We start from the raw sequence: 19,879 nt of genomic DNA, 5'->3' as shown, positions 1-19,879 counted from the left end.
CGAGGGAGACGCGCGGCCCGATCGGGGGATCGCTCGTTCACCTCGAGTCGAGGCCGTTTTGTCGCGTCACGCCGGAGGTGGCGGCGTGAACATCGACGACCGGATCGAGCGGCGGCTCGGCTACGACGTGGGGGCCGGCGTCATCGTGGACCTCGACGCCGTCTCGCCGGTGTCACACACCGGGTCTCCGGTCGGTCGAGGGCCGGCGATCGAGCGGCTCCTCGACGTGTTCGAGTCGGCCTTCGCCGGATCGCTCCCGCCGAGCGCCTACGTTCACGGACCGAAGGGGAGCGGGAAGTCGGCGATCGTCTCCGCGCTGTTCGAGCGGCTCGCGTCCCACAGCGGCCCGCGCCGGGCGATCCAGACGTCGACTCGGGCGGTCGAACCGACGCTTCCCGGGTTCGTCTACGTCGACGCGCGGCGCGCGCCGACGCGGTTCCGGCTCTGTCACGCCGCGCTCGACGCGGTCAGCGACGACGACGTCCCCGAGCACGGGATCGGCACGGAGGAGCTGGCCGAATCGCTGCGGGACGCCGTGGACACCGGCCCGGACCTGATCGTCGCGGTCGACCACGTCAACGAGCCCGAAACGCCGAACGCGTCGACGGTCGTCGAGTGGCTCTCCGACGTCAGCGACCGGGTCGCCCCGGTGTGTCTCGGCCGCGAGGAGCCGGCGGCGATCGAGTGGGACCCGGACGAGGCGGTGGCGTTCGAGCCGTACCGCCGCCACGTGCTCGTCGAGCTGCTGACGAGCCGGTGTTCCACCGGGCTCGGGCGCGACGCGCTCACCCACGACCAGATCCGCGAGGTCAGCGAGTGGGCCGACGGCGACGCGCACGACGCCCTCGCCGCGATCGTCGGCGCGGCCGTCACCGCGGAGCGCGCGAGCGCCTCGACGGTGCGACCGATGGACCTCGACGCGGGGATCGAGGCGGTCCCGACCCCGGGCGTCGCGCTCGGTCGGGTCCTCGCGCTCTCGGAGAGCCGACGTCGGCTCCTCTACGAGCTCGTGAGCCTGCCCGACGACGATCGGGCGTCGGTGAGCGCCGCGACCGAGACGATCGCCTCGCGCGAGGCGGTCGACCTGTCGCCCTCGACGGTGCGGCGCGTCCTCTACGAGCTCGCGGACGCGGGCCTGCTCGACCGGGTGACGGCCCGCCGGAGCGACGGGAAGGGGCGGCCGCCGAGCCGGCTCGTCCCGAGATTCCCGACGCTCGTGTTCCGCGAGCTGTTCGATCGGCCCTCGTGGTCGGCCTGACCGGCCCGTCGTTTCCCCTCCTCGCGTTCCCTCTCCGGTCGTTCGCGAACGCAAGACAGTTGCGCGCCGTCGACTCACGTCCGGTATGGTTCCGCCCCTCGCGTTAGACATCGACGGGACGCTGACGACGGCGAGCGGCCGGATCGACGCGCGCGCCTTCGAGCTGTTGCCGGACTGGGAGGCTCCGGTGGTGCTCGCGACCGGGAAGGCGTTCCCGTACCCGGTCGCGCTGTCGCACTTCCTCGGGCGCGCCGAGACCGTCATCGCCGAGAACGGCGGCGTCGTCCACGTCGACGGCGAGACGACGGTCCTCGGCGAGCCCGAGGCGCCGCGGGCCGTCGTCGAGGCGTTCCGCGAGCGCGGCGGCGACCCCGGCTGGGACGCCCGCGCCACGGTGAACCGGTGGCGCGAGACCGAGGTGGCGCTGTCGCTCGACGCCGACGAGGCGCTGCTGCGCGAGGTCGCCGCGGCCGCCGGCGGCGACGTGGAGGTCGTCGACACCGGCTACGCGTACCACGTCAAGTCGACGGGCGTGAGCAAGGGGCAGGGGCTCGAACGCGTCTGCGACGCGCTGGGGATCGACCCCGGCGAGTTCGTCGCGGTCGGCGACAGCGAGAACGACGTGTCGACCTTCGCGGTCGCCGGCGAGTCGTACGCGGTCGCCAACGCCGACGTCGCCGCCCGGAACGCGGCCGATATCGTCCTGGAGGACTCGTACATGGACGGCACCGCGGCCGTGCTCGCCGATCTCCGAGCGCGAGACGAATGACGCGAAAGGGGGCCGTTCACGTCCCGAAGCGATGACGTGGCTCAGACGTAAAAATCGTCTGCATATGCGGTTCTAGTGGTGAATTATGAATGACGGACAGGCGGGGTTGCCCGGCGTTCCGGCGCGGGGTATCCCGGTTGCCTTCTCCACCCCGCGACCCGACGAGCGACGGGCGTCCGGCGGTGGGCTGCTCGCTTCCGCGCCTGACCCAGTGTCGCCGACGAACCGCGACGGACCGCTCCTGCGAGCGGGCGCCGCGGACCGCTGTCCCCGGCGGACGAGGCTTCCACGTTGGCTCTCGGGGCCCGCACCGGTCTGACCGGACGCGCCCGCTGTTCGGTCCCCGCTAAAGACTACCTCACGGGTGACGAGCGGGGCCTAACCGCCCGACCTAGTCCACTTCGGAGTAGACGGCACCACCTTAAGGGCCTTTCGTTCGGCGGAGGGCCGGGCGGGCCCCGGGCCCGCCGCTACGCCGGATCCCGGCCTACCGGACGCCGGGTTCCCGATGCGCCGCTACGCCAGCAGCTGCCGGGCGTACGCAGCGGCGGACGCCGGAACGAGAACGGATATCGCGACGACCGCGCGGGGGTGCCACACCAGCCAGAGGTTGTCGCGGAACATCGGGCTCGGCTCGATCGCGGCCGCCCACAGCGCCGCGCTCAGGGTCGTCGCGACGCCGAGCACGACCGCGGCGCCGGCGAGGGATCCGGGGTCGAGGTTGCCGCGCTCGACGGAGGCGATGACGACCGCGCTGAGCAGCGCGAACAGCGCGATACCGCCGGCGCCGACGACGCCCGACGCGTAGTAGTCGGCGAGCTGTGACGCGTACGTCCCTCCCGACAGGACCGCGTACGGCGCGGCGAGCGCGAGGACGGTGACGACGCCGGCGGCGATCCCGGTCCGACGCGAGACGGCGCGGAGGTTCATGCGAACCCGTCGGATCGGCAGCGCGGTAAAAGGTCCGGATCGGTATCGGCGGTCGGCGCGACGCCCGCCGCCGCGCTCCCGTAGCGTTTTGGGCCGTCGGCGCGGAGACGGGCACATGAGCCTCGACGTCGACCCGCCGGAGCCGCCCGAACTCGCCGCCGTCGACCCCAACGAGTACGAGGACGCGGAGGTCGCCGGCGGCGAGTACCGCCGCGACGATCTGGAGGCACTCCTTCACGAGGGCGCGTGGGAGGACGCGTTCTCCGAGTGGGCCGACACCACCGACATGGACGAGGCGGACTGGGCGATCGCCGTCGACCTCGAGTTGGTCTCCCGGTTCGACTTCTTCTGGGACGACTTCGCCGACCGGGTGGGCTACCACGCGCCCGGGCTCCCCGAGGACTGGAAGGAGCGCGACCTCCACTCGGAGTTGGACTCGTGGGGCACCGTCTCCGCGATCAACGCGGGGCTTACGGAGCTCGGACAGATCGTCTGTGAAACGCTGAAAGAGGAGTACATCGACTGGGAGGCCGATTTCGAGGCGCCCGACGACCTGCCCGACTTCGACGCGTAGCGGGCGTTGCGGTCGCCACTCGCTCGGTCTTCCGGCCCCCCTCAGTGACCCCAGAGGTTCCCGTCCGGGTCGTACCGCGCGTCCATGATCCGATCCCACTGCGCGTCGGAGAGCGCGAGGTCGGTCGCGGCGACGTTCTCGGCCAGCTGGTCGGTCGTGCGCGCGCCGACGATGGGGACGCAGGTGAACTCGTCCCACTCGGTGAGCCACGCGAGCGCGACCTGCGCCGGCGTCGCGTCGAGTTCGTCGGCGACCTCGCGGACCGCGTCGAGCACCTTCCAGCCGCGCTCGGAGAGGTAGAAGCGCTCGAACCGGTCGTCGAAGCTCGCGCGCGAGCCGTCCGGCGCGATCACCTCCTCGGGGTCGTCGGGATCGGCGCGCTCGTACTTCCCGGTGAGGAATCCGCCCGCGAGCGGGGAGTACGGACAGACCGCCAGGTCCTGATCGGCGCACACGTCGAGGTACTCGCTCACGTCCTCGTAGTAGCCGGCGTGGTGGAGCGGCTGGACCACGTCGAAGTCGGCGTAGTCGTTGACGTCGGCGGTCCACAGCGCCTTCGTCAGGCGCCACGCCGCCATCGTCGACGCGCCGAGGTAGTGGACCTTCCCCTCCGAGACGAGCTCGTCGAGGACGCGCATCGTCTCCTCGATGGGCGTCTCCTCGTCCCAGCGGTGGATGTAGTAGACGTCGAGATAGTCGGTGTCGAGCCGGTCGAGGGTGCCCTCGACCTGCGCCCGAATGTGCTTGCGTCCGAGCCCCGAGTCGTTGGGGCCGGGCTCGCCGCGCCCGTCGAACGGGAAGTACACCTTCGAGGCGATCACGTAGTCCTCGCGGTCGCGCTCCGCGAGCCACTCGCCGACGTACTTCTCGCTCGTCCCGTGCGGCGACCCGTACACGTTCGCGGTGTCGATGAAGTTGATCCCGTGATCCGCCGCCGCGTCGAGGAGCTCGTGGGCCTCCTCCCGTCCCGTCTCGACGACGCCGTTCGTCTCCCGCCCGAAGCGCCACGTCCCGAAGCAGAGCTCGGAGACGCTGAGTCCCGTGTTGCCGAGCCGTCGGTAGTCCATGTTCGCACGTCTCGACGCCGATTTATAAAGAGTGACGGCAGCGGTCGGAGACGCGGAGACGGTCTCCGCCTCCGCCGGCGCCCGTTCAAATGGGTAGTTCCGCGTCCGCCCCGACGACCCGATCGACCTCCTCGGGCGCGCGCCAGTCGGTCGTTCGCTCCAAGAGCTGCACGACCATCCCGCCGGTCGCGCCCCAGACGGTGTAGCCGTCGACGTGGAAGAAGTGGACGCGGTGGTCGCCGTACTCCGGGTGGCCGACGCGCCGCTCCGTCTCGTAGTTCGCGGGGTCGGTCAGCCCGCTGACGGGGAGCACCGCGACCTCCGCGACCTCCGACTCGTCGGGGATGTACTCCCGGTCGGGCGCGACGCCGACGAACGGGCGGATCCGGTAGGCGGAGGAGGTCCGCGTGTCGTCGAGCCGGCCGACGACGTCGACCTCGTCGGGCCGCATGCCGACCTCCTCGTGAGCCTCGCGGAGCGCGGTGTCGGTCAGGGTGCGGTCGATCGGCTCGCGGCCGCCGCCGGGGAAGCTCATCTGCCCGGGGTGTCTCCCGAGGTGGGCCGCGCGCTTGGTGAACAGCAGGTAGGCCTCGCCGCTCCGCTCGATGACGGGCGCCAACACGGCGGCCTCGCGGCGCGCCCGGGTCACCTCCTTGGGCGTGTGCCGGTGCAGCCCCGTCAGGTCCATACCAGGGGTAGGCGCCCGGATCGGGTTAACGTTTCTCCGCGTTCCGGCGGGCTGAAACGACCCGGCGGCCGGCCGACGAGCCGGGGAGGCGGCGTCGAGATCGCGACGCGGCCGCACGGCTTCGGACGTTTTAAGCCCGCGACCCACCCTTCACTGGACAATGAGCGACGACGACCAGGAGCTCGGTATCACCGAGTCCAAGTCACACAACACCGGCGAGTGGTACGCCGAGGTCGTACAGAAGGCGGGGCTGGCGGACTACGGCCCCGAGGGGATGAGCGGGTTCATCGTCACCCGCCCCCGCGCGTACGCGGTGTGGGAGCGACTGCAGGGGTTCCTCGACGCGAAGTTCAAGGACACCGGCGTCCAGAACGCCTACTTCCCCCTCTTCATCCCCGAGTCGTACCTCGAACGCGAGAAGGACATCGTCGAGGGGTTCGATCCCGAGGTCGCGTGGGTGACCGAGGCGGGCAACGAGGAGCTCGAAGAGCGGCTCGCGGTCCGGCCCACCTCCGAGTCGATCATCACGCCGTACATCAGCCAGTGGGTCCGGAGCCACCGCGACCTCCCGCTGCGCGTGAACCAGTGGTGCTCGGTCGTGCGCTGGGAGGCGACCGAGACGAAGCCGTTCTTCCGCACGAAGGAGTTCCTCTGGCAGGAGGGCCACACCGCCCACGCCACCGCGGAGGACGCGTGGGACGAGACGATGACGCGGCTCGACCAGTACGCCTCCGTCTACGAGGACCTGCTGGCGATGCCCGTGCTGAAGGGGCAAAAGCCCGACCACGACACGTTCCCCGGCGCGGAGACGACCACGACCGTCGAGGCGCTGATGCCGGACGGCAAGTCGGTGCAGGCGGGCACCTCCCACCACCTCGGGCAGTCGTTCGCGGAGGCGTTCGACATCACCTTCTCCGACGAGGACGAGGAGGAGCGGCTCGCGCACACCACCTCGTGGGGGCTCTCGTGGCGCGCGCTCGGCGCGCTGATCATGACCCACTCCGACGAGCAGGGGCTCGTGCTCCCGCCCGGCGTCGCCCCCGAGCAGGTCGTCGTCGTCCCGATCTGGCAGGAGGACACGAAAGACGACGTGTTGGAGTACGCCGAGGGCGTCGCCGACGACCTCGACGACGCGGGGATCCGCGTCGAGCTCGACGACCGCGACGGGCGCAACCCCGGGTTCAAGTTCAACGAACACGAGCTCAACGGCGTCCCGCTCCGGATCGAGATCGGCCCCCACGAGGTCGAGGACGACGAGCTCACCCTCGTCCACCGACCCGACGGCGAGAGCGTCGTCGAGGACCGGGACGGGGTCGTCGAGACGGTCCGCGACCACTTCGACGAGGTGTACGCGAAGCTGTACGCCGCCGCCGAGGAGACCCTCGACGGCGAGGTCCGCGAGGCCGACGACCGCGCCGACATCCTCGGCACGCTCGGCCAGCACGGCGGCTACGTGAAGGCCCCGTGGTGCGGCGACGAGGACTGCGAGGAGCCGATCAAGGAGCCGATGGCCGCCGAGATCGTGATGGTCCCGTTCGACGACGAGGACCCTCTCGCCGGCGGGGACGGCGACGAGACCTGCGCGATCTGCGACGACGACGCCGAGCGGACGGCGTACTTCGCGAAGTCGTACTGAGTCGTTCGCTTCGAATTCACCCCGCTGCGGTCCCGCGTTTAATCCGGCTTGATCCGGCTTAACGGAGATCGGTATATATAGGGATACGTCGCGTACCGGCAGGTAATGAGACGAGGGATCGCGCTCATCGCCGTCGCGGTCGTGCTGGTCGGCGTCGCCGGGATCGCAGCGGCCGGCCCCGTCGGGACGGCCGTCGCGCAGGACGACCCGGTGGCGGCGAACGAGACGGGCGAGGGCAACGAGACGGAGACGAGTGACGGAACCGACATCAGCCCCGGCGAACGCCTCTCGGGCGTGATCGGGGTCCAGCGCGCCGAGATCTCCGGCGAGGTCGAGTCGCGGTCGTTCGAGGTCGCGCTCAACCGCACCGAGACGCCCGAGGAGCGGGCCGACCTAGTCGCCGAGCGGCTGAACGGGACCGAGGAGCGGCTGGCCGCGATCGAAGGGCGCCAGCGGGAGCTCCGCGAGCGCCGCGACGCCGGCGAGCTGACGCAGGGCGCGTTCGCCGCTCGCATGGCGGAGACGAGCGCCCGGGCCGAGGCGGTCAAACGCGAGGCCAACCGGAGCGCCGACGTCGCTCGCGAGCTCCCGGCGGAGGCGAGGGCGAACCGCGGGCTCGACGACGAGCGGCTCACCGGGCTCCGCGACCGCGCGAGCGAGGCCAGCGGCCCCGAGGTCGCGGCCATCGCTCGCGGCGTCGCCGGCGACGACGTGGGCGGCCCGCTGGCGTCCGAGCGGCGCGGTCCGCCGGAGGGCGTCGGCGCCGGCGGGGGCCCCGAACGCGGAAACGGATCGGACGCCGGGGACGGGCCGGGAGCGAGTGACGGCCCCGGAGCGGGTGACGGTCCCGGTGCCGGCGACGGCCGGCCGGACCGCGGTAACGAAACGGACGCCGGCGACAACGCGACGAACGCGGTCGGAAACTCGGTCGACGACGGGGGAACCGGTATGAACGCGAGCGGCGGCGCCGATCGAGGGACCGGGGCCGACGAGGGGAACGCGACGTCCCCGCGCGACGACCCGTCGCCGTCTGGCGACGGCAGCGACGGCGACGACCGACCGGGCGCCGACAACGGGAGCGGAGCCGACGCCGACAACGACAACGGGAACGGCGTCGGCGCCGACACCGCGAACGCGGTCGGCGCGGTCGCGGAGCGCGTCGCGGGACCGGTGGCCGACGGAGCCGACTTCGTTCGGGGAGTCGTCGTCGATATCGATGGATAAGACGTGGTTAACCCGCCCGCGACGTGGAACGCTTGCAAGCGTCCGGACCGGTGCGCACGTCCGGAACGGTCGACACGTGCGGACGACGTCCGCTCCGATCGCGGTCCGTCCTCACTCGTGAGATGGGAAGCGATTTATCCGAGCCTCGTAACTGTCCGTCCGTGCAGCGAACGGTGCTCCTTCTGGTCGCCGTCGCGGTCGTCGCCAGCGCCGGCCTCGCGTCGGGCGGGGCCGCACAGAGCGGCGCCGGCCTCCCGGCCGGCGGCTTCGCTCAGATGGACGTCGACCCGGACGACGTCCTGATCGAGGTCTCCGTGGAACCCGACGGCGACGCGGTCTGGGAGACGCAGTACCGGGTCCGGCTCGCGAACGACGACGAGGAGCAGGCCTTCGAGGACCTCCGCGCGGACGTGGAGTCGGACCCGGACGCCTACACGGGCCGGTTCGGCGAGCGCATGCGCGCGACGGCCGCCGTCGCCGAGAACGCGACGGGCCGCGAGATGAACGTCACGAACGTCTCGGTGACGGCCGAGCGGCGCGAGCTCCCGCAGTCGTACGGCGTCATCACCTACCGGTTCGAGTGGAGCAACTTCGCGGCCGTCGAGGACGACCGGCTCGTGGTCGGGGACGCGATCGACGCGCTGTTCCTCGACGAGGCCTCGTCGCTCATCGTCTCGTGGGAGGACGGCTACCGGCTCGGCGACGCGTCGCCCTCACCGACCGAAACCCGCGAGAGCGCGGTCGTCTGGCGGGGCCCGGCCGACTTCACGGAGGGCCAGCCCCGAGTGACGATCGAGCCCGAGGGACGCTCCGCCGGGCCGATCTTGGCCGTCGCGGTCGGGCTGCTCGTGGCGTTCGTCGCCGCGGTCGGCTACCGGCGTCGCCCGTGGGGGAGTTCGCGTTCCGGCCAGTCGTCGGGGGGGCCGGTCGCGACCGGCTCGGGCGAGTCGGCGGCCGACGCGGGCGACACCGACGACGGACCGGACGGTCCCGGCGAGGAATCCGAGAGCGGTGAGGACGAGACGGGAGGCGACGCCGACGGCGGGGATGACGCTCACGACGACGGCGGTTCCGAGTCGGCCCCGCCGATCGACGCCGACCTGTTGAGCAACGAGGAGCAGGTGCTCCGGCTCGTCGAGGCCAACGGCGGGCGGGTGAAACAGAAGCGGGTCGCCGAGGAGCTCGACTGGACCGCCGCCAAGACGAGTCAGGTCGTGACGGGGCTCCGCGACGAGGGCGACCTCGACGGGTTCCGGCTCGGCCGCGAGAACGTCCTCTCGCTGCCGGACTACGACGCGACGGGAGGCGAAGATGGGGGGGACGACGACAGCGGCGGTGCGGACGAGGGCGGCAACGGCGACGGGAAATGAGCCCCCGCCGCCGCTACAGGTCTCGCGACCGCCCGAGGTGTTGAAGCTCGCCGCCGCACTCGCAGGTGCCGCCCGTCTCGGTGCGCGCACCGCACTCGAAACATTCGTACAGTTCTCGTCCGCCGATCTCTGTTTCTGGTCGCATATGAAGGTCATTTGGTACCGAATGACATAGCCTCGCCCCTATTATTCTTTATAGAATACGGTACTCCACTCGCGATCGGCCGGACGAACGATCACGAGAGGCGACGCAGCCGCCGCCTCCGACGCGCCGCTTCTGCGTGCTCGGGAAGTGATTGCGGCAGCGACTCGGCCGACGGGTCACGGTCCGCCCAGCCTGACTCGCGGTCGACGCGACGGGCCGCCGCGAGAGGGTTACGGGCGGCGCCGCCGGAACTCGCTGGGGCTCGTGCCGCCGGTGCCACCGACTCCGCCGGTAAGGCGCTCCTAACTAACCATCGCCGTCGGCTCGTAGAAGCGATGAGAGGCACACACGGTCACGTCACACGGCACGTTCCGTCCCGGCACGGAGGGGTCGAATGAGTTCCGCACCTGACGGATCCGACGGACAGTACGAGATCGGCGTCCAGAGCTTCACGTACCGCGAGTTCGACGTCTCCGAGATCTGCTCGGAGCTCTCGGGCACGGGCGTCTCCGCCATCGAACTGTGCGACGTGCACGTCGCACCCGACGCCGCCGCCGAGGTGGTCGAGCGCGTTCGCGACCGGCTCGCCGACAGCGGTATCGAGGTCTGTGGCTACGGCGTCGTCCCCTTCGAGGACGACGACGAGGAACGGATCCGAGCGACCTTCGAACTGGTCGATCGGCTGGGTGGAGAGTACTGCTCGCTGGAGTTCCCGCCGAACGACGATGGGCTCCGGGACCGGCTCCTCTCGGTCGCCGACGAGTTCGATCTGGACTTGGCGATCCACAACCACGGGCCCGGTGCGACGTACTCGCGGGTCGAAGAGGTAACGAGAGTGCTCGAGTCGGCGGACTCCCCGCGTCTCGGTGCCTGCGTCGACACCGGTCACTTCTTCCGGTCGGGAGAGGCGCCCGCCGACGTGATCCGGCGCCTCGGCGACCGGGTACTGGCGTTACACCTCAAGGACTTCGACGACGAGGGGAACGAGGTCGTCCCGGGAACCGGTCGGCTCGACGTGTCGGAGCTTCTGGACCTCCTCGAGACGGAGACGGCGTTCGACCAGCCGCTCGTGATCGAATACGAGGCCGACGCCGAGAATCCGACGCCAGCCGTCGAGCAGACGGTCGCGGCCGTCCGCGACGCAGCGGAGTGACGGGCGGGCGAGACTACTCCCCGACGGGAGCGGTCGGGGAGAGCTGGCCGTCGTCGACCATCGACTCGAGGGGGTTGTCCTCGATCTCCAGCGGGAGGTCGACGCGACCGCGCCGGCGCGCGGACTCGTAGCCGGCGAAGATGATCTCGGTGGCGTTGAGCGCGTTCTCCGCGGCGAGCTCCGTGGGCTGACCCGTCGCGGCCGCCCGCGCGACGTCGGCGATGGCGAGGTCGATACAGGTCTCCTCGCCCGTCGCCATCTCCTCGAAGGCGAGTTTCTCGCAGTCGTCGGGGTCCGTGCTGTACACCTCCACGGCCAGCTTGTCCGTCAGGTGCACGTCCATGTACCCGTCGGTGCCCGAGAGCCGCCAGTCGGCGTCGGTGACCGCCTCGGCCGGCCCCGTCGCGGCCATGCCGTAGACGCCGTTCTCGTACTCCCAGCAGGCCAGCACCTGGTTCTCGTTGTGCGTGCCGAAGCGGACGTCCTCCTCCGTGTAGTCCAGCTGGCCGATGACCCACTCCGCGGACTGCTCGCCGTTGAAGTAGTTGCACATGTCGACCGCGTGCGTCCCGTTGTCGTAGAAGTTGCCCCAGCTGTACTCGATGCGGCGGAGCTCGCCGATGGCGCCCTCGTCGAGCTTGCGCTTCGCGACCCGGAACGGCTCGCCGAAGCGGCGCATGTGGTTGAAGGTCAGCTGGACGCCTTCCTCCTCGCAGACGCGGGCCATGCGCTTCGCGCCGCCCCACGTCAGCGCCATGGGCTTCTCGCAGTGGATCGCGTCGACGACGCCGCTTTCGGCGGCGCCGACGACGAGGTCTGAGTGCGTGGCCGGCGGCGTGCAGATGCTCACGATGTCGGGCTCGACCGCCGCCAGCATCGCCTCGTAGTCCTCGAAGACGCCGTCGTCGTCGATGCCGTACTCCTCGGCGAACGCCTCGGCGTTCTCGCGGACGATGTCCGCACAGCCGACCAGGTTGCAGTGATCCAGCTTGCCGTAGGCCGCGGCGTGCTGGTACGCCATCGCAAACCCTTCGACCGACGGCTCGTCGGGGTTCGCCCCAGTCCCGATGAACGCGACGTCGAGTTCGGGGAGCGTCATCGGTTATCCCCTCGAACGGCGTCGATCGCGTGAGTAAAGCACTCGTTACCCCTCGTCTTCGGTTCGGTTACGAACTTCATACCAGGGGTAACTTTGTCTTTACTTATATTCTTTACTACGTGAAAATAAGCTCGAATATTCCTATATCTTCTCTTATAAATCCCCTGAACCGTGCTTTCAGCCCCGCTATACTGCATTAATTCCAAAATAACGACGAAAGCGGGTCGGTTCCCGAACGTCCTATCCGTGTACTTCCTCAGCGGGCCGCGAGATCGAGTACCGCTCAAGACGAATGATCACCCGAAGTGTTCCTGTCCAGTAGCCATGCGGGCGTGAGACGGTGCTACGATCTCCGAAGGGGATCTCGACTTCGGTAGGTACCCCCAAAAGTTCGCAAATTGAGCGTCACCATTAACGCCCTTCGGTGCTGTCGAGATAGGATTTCGCTCGGTCATCGGAAACCTGCTCGAACGACTCGTAGAACTGGCCCACCGCTCTAAAGTGCGGTGGGGATTCGACACAGATTACGGAGAATCAAGGAGAAAGCCTCGCGCTTCAGCGCGGGGATGAATCCGACAATTCTCTCCAGCAACCACGAACTTCTGGTCGGGTGTTTTAACTGAGTGATCGTTGTATTAATAGTTATCCGAGGCGGTCTATCCGCCCACTTAATCGGACAATATCGGGATTCCCGACCACACACAGAAAGCACCCTTTCTGTTGTAGTGTTCGGGTACAGTAAGAAGTACCTCTGAATCCCATACCGGGATAGGAGTACCGGCTGATTGGCACAGCCAGTGGCGGTCACCGGGACAGCTACAAACCGTAAACACCCCAAACCAGCGGTTCGGGGCCGTGGGAATCTTCGCCCTTCAGGGCGGAGAGGATGTCAATTCATCAGCTTCTGACTGGAGTTTTTCAATCGTATCCGGGGGGGCGACCGGGATGGCGAGAATCACGCGCTCGGCACCTGCGTTCTTGATCTGTCTAATGCATGCGATGGTTGTCGCGCCCGTTGCAACACCGTCGTCGACGATAAGTACCGTTTTTCCGCTGTACTCTACTGGCGGTCGATCTCCACGGTATCGCTTTATCTTGTCGAGGGCGGCTTGGCGCTGGTGTTCGATCTGGTCTTCCAGGTACGTGTCCTCGAGCTCCAGCTCGTCGATCAGCGATTCATTCAGCCACACCGTCCCGTCACTAGCGACGGCACCAACGGCGAGTTCCGAATTCTGCGGCGCTCCGATTTTTCGAGCAGACACGATATCGAACGGGACGTCAAGGCTATCCGCAACGATCCGCCCAATCGGGAGTCCTCCGCGAGGGATCGCCAGCACAATGTCTGCCTCGGTATCGTGATCGTCGAGAATATCAGCGAGCTGCTGGCCGGCCTCGGATCGATTTTTAAACATAGTCTCTGTGTTCGGGGCGTTCCCAGTGAATTCCTTGGCTGGGCAGCTAAGTCAACTATTCGACGGTCCGGACTGCCTGCGATCGTATGTCATCAGGAGGAGTACGCCGAGTTCGAGTTTCTCCTACAACGTCGCTTGGACGTCCGACTCGACAACTCCATGGAAGTCTTTGTCGACTTGCTTGTTCAGGGCATCTCCCATACTATACATACTACGTCTCTGGTAGCGACTGGTTCGAGGTTGCTGGCTTGGGGTAGCAAAGCGCCTCTCATCGACGTCTGGTGAGCTGGCTACTCGGCTGTTTCCCGACCGACGACGGCCTCCATCCCAAGCTCATAGAGGGAGAATCCCACGCCCTCGACCGCTTCGTCGAACAGTCGAAACGGCTGAAACCACTCATTGAGTGTGGTCTCATCGACGTTACCTTTCCATCTCTGGATCGGTCCTCGAACGTGGACACTCCACGACTCGTCCGTTGACGCCTCGTAACACACGAACGTGGCGGTCTCGGTCGTCTTGAGGAATCTGCCCTTCTCGCTATCGTCGTCGTGCTCGCTCACTCGAAGAAGGAACCGGTCGCCGTCGTAGTGATAGCTCAGTGGAATCGCGTACGCTTCGTTGTCCGCCGCCAATCCGAGGACACCGTGTTCGCCTGCTCGAAGGCGGTCATCAATATCGGACTCGGTCATTCCGCTAGTGTATACGTATTCGACGTGCTCCATAGGGAGCTGTACGTGAGGGATAGTCAAATAGACACCTCGGCCGTGAGCTTCGGCTGGAGCGTTGACCCGCTTCGGCCCCGATATGGATCAACCGCACACCGTGGGTTGGTCGCTTAGTTCCTTCCCCGCCACTCCGCACCTAACTCTTCTCGCGGGGAGGTCGTGTACTCACCGTTGTGGAAGCGGGTCACACGGCCCGTTTCTCCACTGAGGGTGATTGTCGTCACGACCTCTTCTCGGAGGGACGTTTCCAGGGCGCTCATGTGGCGGGCTCCCATCCAGTCGCCGTATGTGATCTTTCTGCTTCCGTCTGCGAAACAGCGCTTCTCTTCGGGGAGATCTTTGAGTCGTACCATCTGCTCGTGGATGGTGCCATCGGCCGTGACCACGACGGCCCCGTCGCGGTCGAGGGCGAGGGTACTTCGCCGCGAACACGCTGTCGGCGGTCGGTGGGACGATAGTTCCGACGACCGAGGGATCGGAGACGATGACGGTCAGTTCCCGAACATCCAGGAACCGTTCCACTACGGGATTGTAAAGGAAACAGTGTAAGCCGGAGGAGGGATTTGAACCCTCGACCTATTCCTTACGAAGGAATCGCTCTGCCAGCTGAGCTACCCCGGCACGCGTATTACCATTTCCGAACGGAAAAATAAGGGTTCCGAAACGGTCCGCGAGATCACGCGACATCGGTCGCCTCCGTTTCTCGATCTCGGCGACGAAGCTATTCACGTCTGTTTCGAAATATGAATAATATCGTCTGAATCAGTGCAGGTTCTCACCGATCGTCACAAGTATATAAGGAAAAAGCATATATACGTGTTCGAACTTCGATTGAGACGTGATCGCACCGATCGCGTGCCGCGACGGCGGGGATCGACTCCCCCGACGGTGCCTGCCCGGTCGGAGCCCGTACCGGGCGTCGCTCGTCTCGTCGGTCGCGACCCCCACCGCGACCCGGCGCGGCAGTCACCCCTGAAAGCGATCCGATACGGTCCGCGTGTAGCTCACGTCTCCGACGTGCCAAGCGCGAAATCGCCTCTGGCCCCGACCGCCTCGCGGCCGTGGACTCTTGTCATGTGACGGGCCCGCAGCCGTCCCGACCCGTCGACGTTCCGGGCGGGACGGCGGTCACGCTGTGGTTATCTCCCGCCGAGGAGCGCATTCACCGCTAGAAACCGTATCTCACGCCCGCGTGAGTCGAACGTCCAGACAGACGTTGTACTCGTGTGGCGCGTACGACCGGACGACGCGCTCGGTCTCGACGGTCGCGTCGTACGCGTCGCCTGCGGCCTCGCGGATCGCCCGCGTTCCCGGACCGAACGGGTCGTCCTCGTGTTGGATGTCGTAGTAGTGAACGACGCAGTCGTCGCCCGCCAGCCGAACGGCCGTGTCGAGGAACTCGCCCGCGGAGTGCGGGAGGTTCATCACGAGCCGGTCGGCGGTGTCGGCGTGCTCGTCGGCGATCTCCCGCGCGTCGCCGGCGATCGCGGTCACGCGGTCGGCGACGCCGTTGCGCTCGGCGTTCTCCCGGAGGTACTCGATCGCGCGGTCGTTGAGATCGCAGGCGACGACGTCGGCGCCACGGGTCGCCATCGGGACCGCGTAGGGGCCGACGCCGGCGAACATGTCGATCGCGGTCTCGCCCGCGTCGGCCTGCTCGATCACGCGGTGACGCTCGGTGGCGAGCCGCGGGGAGAAGTACACCTCGGCCACGTCAAGCAGGAACTCGTGGCCGTACTCGCGGTGGACCGTCTCGGTGCCGGTCCCCGCCAGCACGTCCCAGCGGCGGACGCGAAGCTCGCCCTCGATCGGCGAGGCCCGGTTGAGCACCGTCTCGCAGGGCACGTCGGAGGCCATCACGGCGTCGGCGATCTCGCGGGCGCGCTCGTCGTCGTCCTCGTCGACGATGACGATGTCGCCGAGCCGCTCCAGCGAGGGCTCGTAGCCGAGGATCGCGGCCGGGGTCCGCGGTCGGTCGCGCTCGTCGGCGTCGCGCTCGACGATCGTCGCCGCGAGGTCACCGGGGACCGCCTCGGGGTCAACGACGGGAATGTAGATCGTGTCGCCGTCGACCGAGATCTCGTGGTCGCCGTCGAGGGCGTCGGCGTCGGCGAGCCGCTCGCGGACGGCCTCGCCGCGCTCGCGCTCGACCGCGACGCAGGGGACGCTCATTGTCGCGAGGAGGCGGGGCGAGCCATAAACGCTGACGCTTTCGCGGTCCGTTGCAGTGGGGGAGGGCCGCGGTCGGTCACTCGAAGGGGTACCGCGCGGTCGACCCGCACTCGCGACACCGCACGACCACTCGTCCGGGTCGGAGCCGGACGCGGCTCGTCTTCCCCGGGCGGAGGTAGACGCCGCAGTCGCCGCAGGTCTTCCGCGAGAACTCGGCGGGGACGCCGCAGCGGTTCCGCTCCGCGATCCGACGAGCGAGCGCGACGTACTCCCGCGCGCGGTCGTACTCGTCGTCGACGACGGCCTCGCGGGCGAGCGCGAACAGCCGGTCGATCCGTTCCGACGGGATCCCCATACCTCGTCGGGCGTGACGAATCGGCAAAGTCGTTGCCATCGAGCGTGAACCGCTGGACGGTCCGGAAGTCCCCGTCCCGCCGCGCCCGCCAACCCGCACGCTTTTTTATCGGTCCGCGCGAACGACGCGGCATGAAGGAATCCCTGATGGACGTCGTCTGCTGCCCGCTCGACAAGGCCGACCTGGACCTCGACGTCGACGAGCGAGACGACGAAGAGATCCTCGCGGGGACGCTCACCTGCACCGAGTGCGGCGAGACCTACCCGATCGAGGACGGCATCCCGAATCTCCTCCCGCCGGACATGCGCGAGGAGGCGGCGGCGTAGGACGCGCGCTCTCCTCTCTCACCACTTCGTCCCGCGCGGAACGCACCCCGTTCCGTACTGCATCTTTTTTTAGTGTGAGTACGTCGACCCGAACGTGTCGACACTCTCCGTCGAACTGAACGGGGACGCGGTCCACTCGATCGGGGCGCCCGCTCGGTTCGAGACCACGGGTCCGTTCGCCGTCGCGCTCGAGAACGAGGGCCGTTCCACGCACGTCCACCTGCACTTCGACGACGACCTCGACCGGGTCGTCTCGGTCGACGAGACGAACCACTTCGTCGACGACGAGGCCACGAGACACGTCCACGTCTCCGTCGGCGACGTGACGGAGCCGGTCCGCGGGAAGCTGAAGATCGTCACCGGCTACGGCTCCGAGACCCGGTACGTCGACGTCCGGATCGAGCCGCCCGAGGACGCCGTCTCCGAGGAGGTCGCGGTCGACGAGGCGTTCGCGAAGCCGCCGGAGCGCCCGCCGGAGGTCCCGCCGTCTCAGCGCGCGGCGAACGCGGTCGAGCGGCTGATCGAGCGGGGCGGCGTCCCCGGGGCGATCGCCGCGTTCCTCGCGCTCGCCGCCGGGGTCGCCCTCGCGCTCGCGCTCGACAGCGCCGTCGTCACGGCCGCCGTCGTCGTCGTCTTGACTGTGTCGCTCGGGGCGGCGATTCTGGCGGCGTGGTGAGGGGATCGAGCATCGGCGTCTCACTCCCCGCCGACGTCGCCCCCGATCACCGCGAATCCGGGCGCTTTTAAGCGTGCCAGCGGAAGGATGACGCATGAGCTTCGAGAAGGAAGACGAGGTCGTTCTCCACGACAAACACAGCGAGTACGACGGCGAGACGGGCACGATCACGCAGGTCATGGAGACGATGTTCGGTGACGCGACCTACACGGTCAGCTTCGAGGACGGGCAGGAGACCGGCGTCCCCGAGGACGCCCTCGACGCCGTCGAGAGCGAGGAGTAACCGACCCCCTTCCCGACCCGCATGGCCAAAGTCCCCTTCCACTACGTCGACCTCCGGGCGTTCGCGTACGCCACCGAGGACGAGAAGCGGGTCGCCGACGCCCTCCGCACGTTCCTCCCCGAGGACGCCGAGCTGGACCGCGTCGAGAACGTCGGCCACCACGGCGACCGGATCGTCGTGCTCTCGGCCCGCGTCGAGAACGCCGACGGGATGCGACACGTCCTCGACCGGCTCTCCGGGCTCGACGAGGTCGACCGCGTGATCGACGAGCTCGACCAGCGGGTCGACGACAACTGCGCGCTGTTCCTCCGCGTCGACAAGCAGGCCGCGTTCCGCGGCGAGGTCCGGCTCGGTCCCGGGATCACCGTCCGCGCGAAGGTCGAGGCGTACCCCGCGAAGAAGGAGGCCGCCGTCGAGAACGCCCGGGAGACGCTGTCGCGACTGCGGGACGACGGCGACGACGAGACGTAGCCGGCCCCTCTCAGGCGTAGCCGACTCCCCGTTCCGTCGGCGCGCGCGCGTCGCACCCCCGGCGTGGATTTTTACCACCCCTTGCCGTCGATCCGTCCATGAGCGACCCGTTCGTCGTCGTCGGTGCGGACGCCGCCGGGCTGAGCGCGGCCAGCAAGTTCCGCCGCGAGGCGCCCGACCGCGAAGTCGTCGTCTTCGAGAAGGGCCGGTGGATCTCCTACGCCTACTGCGGGATGCCGTACTTCATCGAGGGGCGCGTCGAGCGCATGTCGGACCTCCTCTCGCTGTCGCCGAGCGAGGTCGCCGAGCGCGGGATCGACCTCCGGCGCGGCTGCGAGGTCGTCGGCGTCGACCCGGACGCGAAGACCGTCGCCGTCGAGACGGCCGAGGGCGAGCGGCTCGAACAGGACTACGACGACCTGTTGGTCGCCACGGGCGGCCGCGCCGACCCCGGCCCCTTCGACGTGCGCGGGCCGGACGGCGCCTTCACCCTCCACGACATGGACGCCGCGGCCGCGATCGACGCGTACATCGCCGAGCCGAACGCGTACGACCCCGACCGCGCCGACGTGGACGCGGTCGACCGCGGGCGCGTCGAGCGCAACGCCGCGATGCCGGCCCCAGAGACGGCGGCGATCGTCGGCGGCGGCTACGTCGGCGTCGAGATGGCCGAGGCGCTCGTCGGGCGCGGGCTCGACGTGCACCTGTTCCACCGATCGGGTCACCTCCTCTCTGACTTCGGCGAGGCAGTCGGCGAGCGCGTCGAGGCCGAGCTGGACGCGAAGGGCGTGACGGTCCGCACGAACGCCCCCGTCGAGGAGCTCGTCGGCGACGACCGGATCGAGGGGATCGCGTTCGACGCCGGCGACGGCCCCGAGACGCTCCCCGTCGACCTCGCGGTCGTCGGTGTCGGGATCCGACCGAACACCGAACTCCTCGACGGCACCGAGATCGAGACGGGCGAGGGCGGCGCGATCCGCACGGACGAGTACGGTGAGACGAGCCTGCGGAACGTCTACGCCGCGGGCGACTGCGCGACCGCGACCCACGCCGTCACCGGCGAGGAGACGTGGGTGCCGCTCGGGCTCACCGCGAACCGGGCCGGACGGGCGGTCGGCGCCACCGTCGCCGGCGACCCCTCGCGCGCGGGCGACATCGCGGGCACCGCGGTCGTGAAGGCGTTCGACATGGAGGCCGGTCGCGTCGGACTGATCGAGGAGGAGGCGGCCCGCGAGGCGGGGTTCGACCCGGTCCGCGAGACGGTGACCGCCGGCTCGCGGTCGGGCTACTACCCGGGCGCGGCCGAGACCGACGTGACGCTCGTCGCCGACCGCGACACCGGGCGGCTCATCGGGGGGAGCATCGTCGGGCCCGACCGCGCCGCGATCCGGATCGACACGCTCGCGACCGCGCTGGAGGCGGACATGACCGTTCCGGAAGTCGAGCGCCTGGACCTCGCGTACGCGCCGCCCTTCTCGCCGGTGTGGGACCCGATACTCGTCGCCGCGAAGGTGCTCAACGGGACGCTCGACGAGGAGTAGCGGAC

Annotated in this window: 22 protein-coding genes, 1 tRNA gene and 1 other RNA gene; 12 read left to right on the top strand and 12 right to left on the bottom strand. The window is 68.7% G+C overall.

Translation table 11 applies throughout. The features are described from left to right. Positions 1 to 85 precede the first annotated feature (85 nt). Both EDM04_RS16335 and EDM04_RS16330 read left to right on the top strand, forming a co-directional pair. Positions 86 to 1,258: a Cdc6/Cdc18 family protein gene (locus tag EDM04_RS16335; protein ID WP_123624012.1), complete on the top strand. Its 1,173-nt coding sequence runs from the start codon at positions 86 to 88 to the stop codon at positions 1,256 to 1,258. 85 nt (positions 1,259 to 1,343) lie between these two features. Beyond that, entirely contained in the window at positions 1,344 to 2,027 is a 684-nt protein-coding gene (locus EDM04_RS16330; protein WP_123624010.1) for a phosphoglycolate phosphatase, read from the top strand. A 90-nt stretch (positions 2,028 to 2,117) separates the two neighbouring features. Here the strand turns inward: EDM04_RS16330 and ffs are convergent. Both ffs and EDM04_RS16320 read right to left on the bottom strand, forming a co-directional pair. Next, positions 2,118 to 2,429, bottom strand: an RNA gene (ffs, locus tag EDM04_RS16325) — signal recognition particle sRNA. A 114-nt stretch (positions 2,430 to 2,543) separates the two neighbouring features. After that, positions 2,544 to 2,957 carry a hypothetical protein gene (locus EDM04_RS16320; protein ID WP_123624008.1) on the bottom strand — a complete coding sequence of 138 codons (414 nt, stop codon included), beginning with the start codon at positions 2,955 to 2,957 and terminating at the stop codon, positions 2,544 to 2,546. A gap of 115 nt (positions 2,958 to 3,072) precedes the next feature. Between EDM04_RS16320 and EDM04_RS16315 the strand changes: the two genes are divergently transcribed. Further along, positions 3,073 to 3,531 (top strand): hypothetical protein, encoded by a 459-nt coding sequence (locus EDM04_RS16315; RefSeq protein ID WP_123624006.1) that lies wholly within the window; start codon positions 3,073 to 3,075, stop codon positions 3,529 to 3,531. Between the two features lie 41 nt (positions 3,532 to 3,572). On the opposite strand, the gene EDM04_RS16310 is transcribed toward EDM04_RS16315, so the two are convergent. Beyond that, entirely contained in the window at positions 3,573 to 4,598 is a 1,026-nt protein-coding gene (locus EDM04_RS16310) for an aldo/keto reductase (RefSeq protein ID WP_123624004.1), read from the bottom strand. Positions 4,599 to 4,683: 85 nt separating this feature from the next. After that, positions 4,684 to 5,286, bottom strand: a complete 603-nt coding sequence (locus tag EDM04_RS16305) for a CoA pyrophosphatase (protein WP_123624002.1) — start codon at positions 5,284 to 5,286, stop codon at positions 4,684 to 4,686. A 160-nt stretch (positions 5,287 to 5,446) separates the two neighbouring features. On the opposite strand from EDM04_RS16305, the gene proS reads away from it, so the two are divergent. The 3 genes from proS to EDM04_RS16290 all read left to right on the top strand — a co-directional run bounded on the left by proS (position 5,447) and on the right by EDM04_RS16290 (position 9,516). Beyond that, a complete protein-coding gene (gene proS / locus EDM04_RS16300) occupies positions 5,447 to 6,922 on the top strand; it encodes a proline--tRNA ligase (protein WP_123624000.1) in 1,476 nt (491 codons plus the stop codon). 105 nt (positions 6,923 to 7,027) lie between these two features. Then, the gene (locus EDM04_RS16295; RefSeq protein ID WP_123623998.1) at positions 7,028 to 8,146 is read left to right on the top strand and encodes a hypothetical protein; all 1,119 of its coding nucleotides are present in this window, start codon (positions 7,028 to 7,030) and stop codon (positions 8,144 to 8,146) included. Positions 8,147 to 8,307: 161 nt separating this feature from the next. After that, a complete protein-coding gene (locus tag EDM04_RS16290) occupies positions 8,308 to 9,516 on the top strand; it encodes a hypothetical protein (RefSeq protein ID WP_123623996.1) in 1,209 nt (402 codons plus the stop codon). A 13-nt stretch (positions 9,517 to 9,529) separates the two neighbouring features. Here EDM04_RS16290 and EDM04_RS16285 read toward each other — a convergent pair whose 3' ends face one another. After that, entirely contained in the window at positions 9,530 to 9,661 is a 132-nt protein-coding gene (locus tag EDM04_RS16285; RefSeq protein ID WP_123623995.1) for a rubrerythrin-like domain-containing protein, read from the bottom strand. 394 nt (positions 9,662 to 10,055) lie between these two features. On the opposite strand from EDM04_RS16285, the gene EDM04_RS16280 reads away from it, so the two are divergent. Next, positions 10,056 to 10,814 carry a sugar phosphate isomerase/epimerase gene (locus EDM04_RS16280; protein ID WP_123623993.1) on the top strand — a complete coding sequence of 253 codons (759 nt, stop codon included), beginning with the start codon at positions 10,056 to 10,058 and terminating at the stop codon, positions 10,812 to 10,814. A 13-nt stretch (positions 10,815 to 10,827) separates the two neighbouring features. Here EDM04_RS16280 and EDM04_RS16275 read toward each other — a convergent pair whose 3' ends face one another. The 7 genes from EDM04_RS16275 to EDM04_RS16240 form a co-directional block, all read right to left on the bottom strand. Then, positions 10,828 to 11,913 (bottom strand): Gfo/Idh/MocA family protein, encoded by a 1,086-nt coding sequence (locus EDM04_RS16275; protein ID WP_123623991.1) that lies wholly within the window; start codon positions 11,911 to 11,913, stop codon positions 10,828 to 10,830. An 872-nt stretch (positions 11,914 to 12,785) separates the two neighbouring features. Beyond that, on the bottom strand, positions 12,786 to 13,325 hold the full coding sequence (locus tag EDM04_RS16265) for a phosphoribosyltransferase (RefSeq protein ID WP_123623989.1): 540 nt from the start codon (positions 13,323 to 13,325) through the stop codon (positions 12,786 to 12,788). Positions 13,326 to 13,615: 290 nt separating this feature from the next. After that, positions 13,616 to 14,047: a pyridoxamine 5'-phosphate oxidase family protein gene (locus EDM04_RS16260; protein ID WP_123623987.1), complete on the bottom strand. Its 432-nt coding sequence runs from the start codon at positions 14,045 to 14,047 to the stop codon at positions 13,616 to 13,618. A gap of 113 nt (positions 14,048 to 14,160) precedes the next feature. After that, positions 14,161 to 14,436 carry a diadenylate cyclase gene (locus EDM04_RS16255; RefSeq protein WP_241154948.1) on the bottom strand — a complete coding sequence of 92 codons (276 nt, stop codon included), beginning with the start codon at positions 14,434 to 14,436 and terminating at the stop codon, positions 14,161 to 14,163. A 162-nt stretch (positions 14,437 to 14,598) separates the two neighbouring features. Next, positions 14,599 to 14,671 (bottom strand) — tRNA-Thr (locus EDM04_RS16250). 561 nt (positions 14,672 to 15,232) lie between these two features. Further along, positions 15,233 to 16,222, bottom strand: a complete 990-nt coding sequence (locus EDM04_RS16245) for a class I SAM-dependent methyltransferase family protein (RefSeq protein WP_123623983.1) — start codon at positions 16,220 to 16,222, stop codon at positions 15,233 to 15,235. 76 nt (positions 16,223 to 16,298) lie between these two features. Next, positions 16,299 to 16,577: a ribonuclease P protein component 4 gene (locus EDM04_RS16240; RefSeq protein WP_123623981.1), complete on the bottom strand. Its 279-nt coding sequence runs from the start codon at positions 16,575 to 16,577 to the stop codon at positions 16,299 to 16,301. Positions 16,578 to 16,708: 131 nt separating this feature from the next. Here EDM04_RS16240 and EDM04_RS16235 point away from each other — a divergent pair, with 131 nt between their 5' ends. From EDM04_RS16235 to EDM04_RS16215, 5 genes are all read left to right on the top strand, one after another. Further along, positions 16,709 to 16,903, top strand: a complete 195-nt coding sequence (locus EDM04_RS16235; protein ID WP_164471153.1) for a methytransferase partner Trm112 — start codon at positions 16,709 to 16,711, stop codon at positions 16,901 to 16,903. Positions 16,904 to 16,997: 94 nt separating this feature from the next. Next, positions 16,998 to 17,579 carry a hypothetical protein gene (locus tag EDM04_RS16230; RefSeq protein WP_123623979.1) on the top strand — a complete coding sequence of 194 codons (582 nt, stop codon included), beginning with the start codon at positions 16,998 to 17,000 and terminating at the stop codon, positions 17,577 to 17,579. A 94-nt stretch (positions 17,580 to 17,673) separates the two neighbouring features. Next, a complete protein-coding gene (locus EDM04_RS16225) occupies positions 17,674 to 17,862 on the top strand; it encodes a hypothetical protein (protein WP_004050211.1) in 189 nt (62 codons plus the stop codon). A gap of 21 nt (positions 17,863 to 17,883) precedes the next feature. Beyond that, a complete protein-coding gene (locus EDM04_RS16220) occupies positions 17,884 to 18,333 on the top strand; it encodes an RNA-binding protein (protein ID WP_123623977.1) in 450 nt (149 codons plus the stop codon). A 98-nt stretch (positions 18,334 to 18,431) separates the two neighbouring features. Continuing rightward, positions 18,432 to 19,874 (top strand): FAD-dependent oxidoreductase, encoded by a 1,443-nt coding sequence (locus EDM04_RS16215; protein ID WP_123623975.1) that lies wholly within the window; start codon positions 18,432 to 18,434, stop codon positions 19,872 to 19,874. The last annotated feature ends 5 nt before the right edge of the window (positions 19,875 to 19,879 follow it).

The sequence above is a fragment of the Halorubrum sp. CSM-61 genome, assembly GCF_003781945.1.
Classification (GTDB): Archaea; Halobacteriota; Halobacteria; order Halobacteriales; family Haloferacaceae; genus Halorubrum.
The sequence above is the reverse complement of the archived record's forward strand: the minus strand, read 5'-3'. Positions and strand labels throughout refer to the sequence as shown.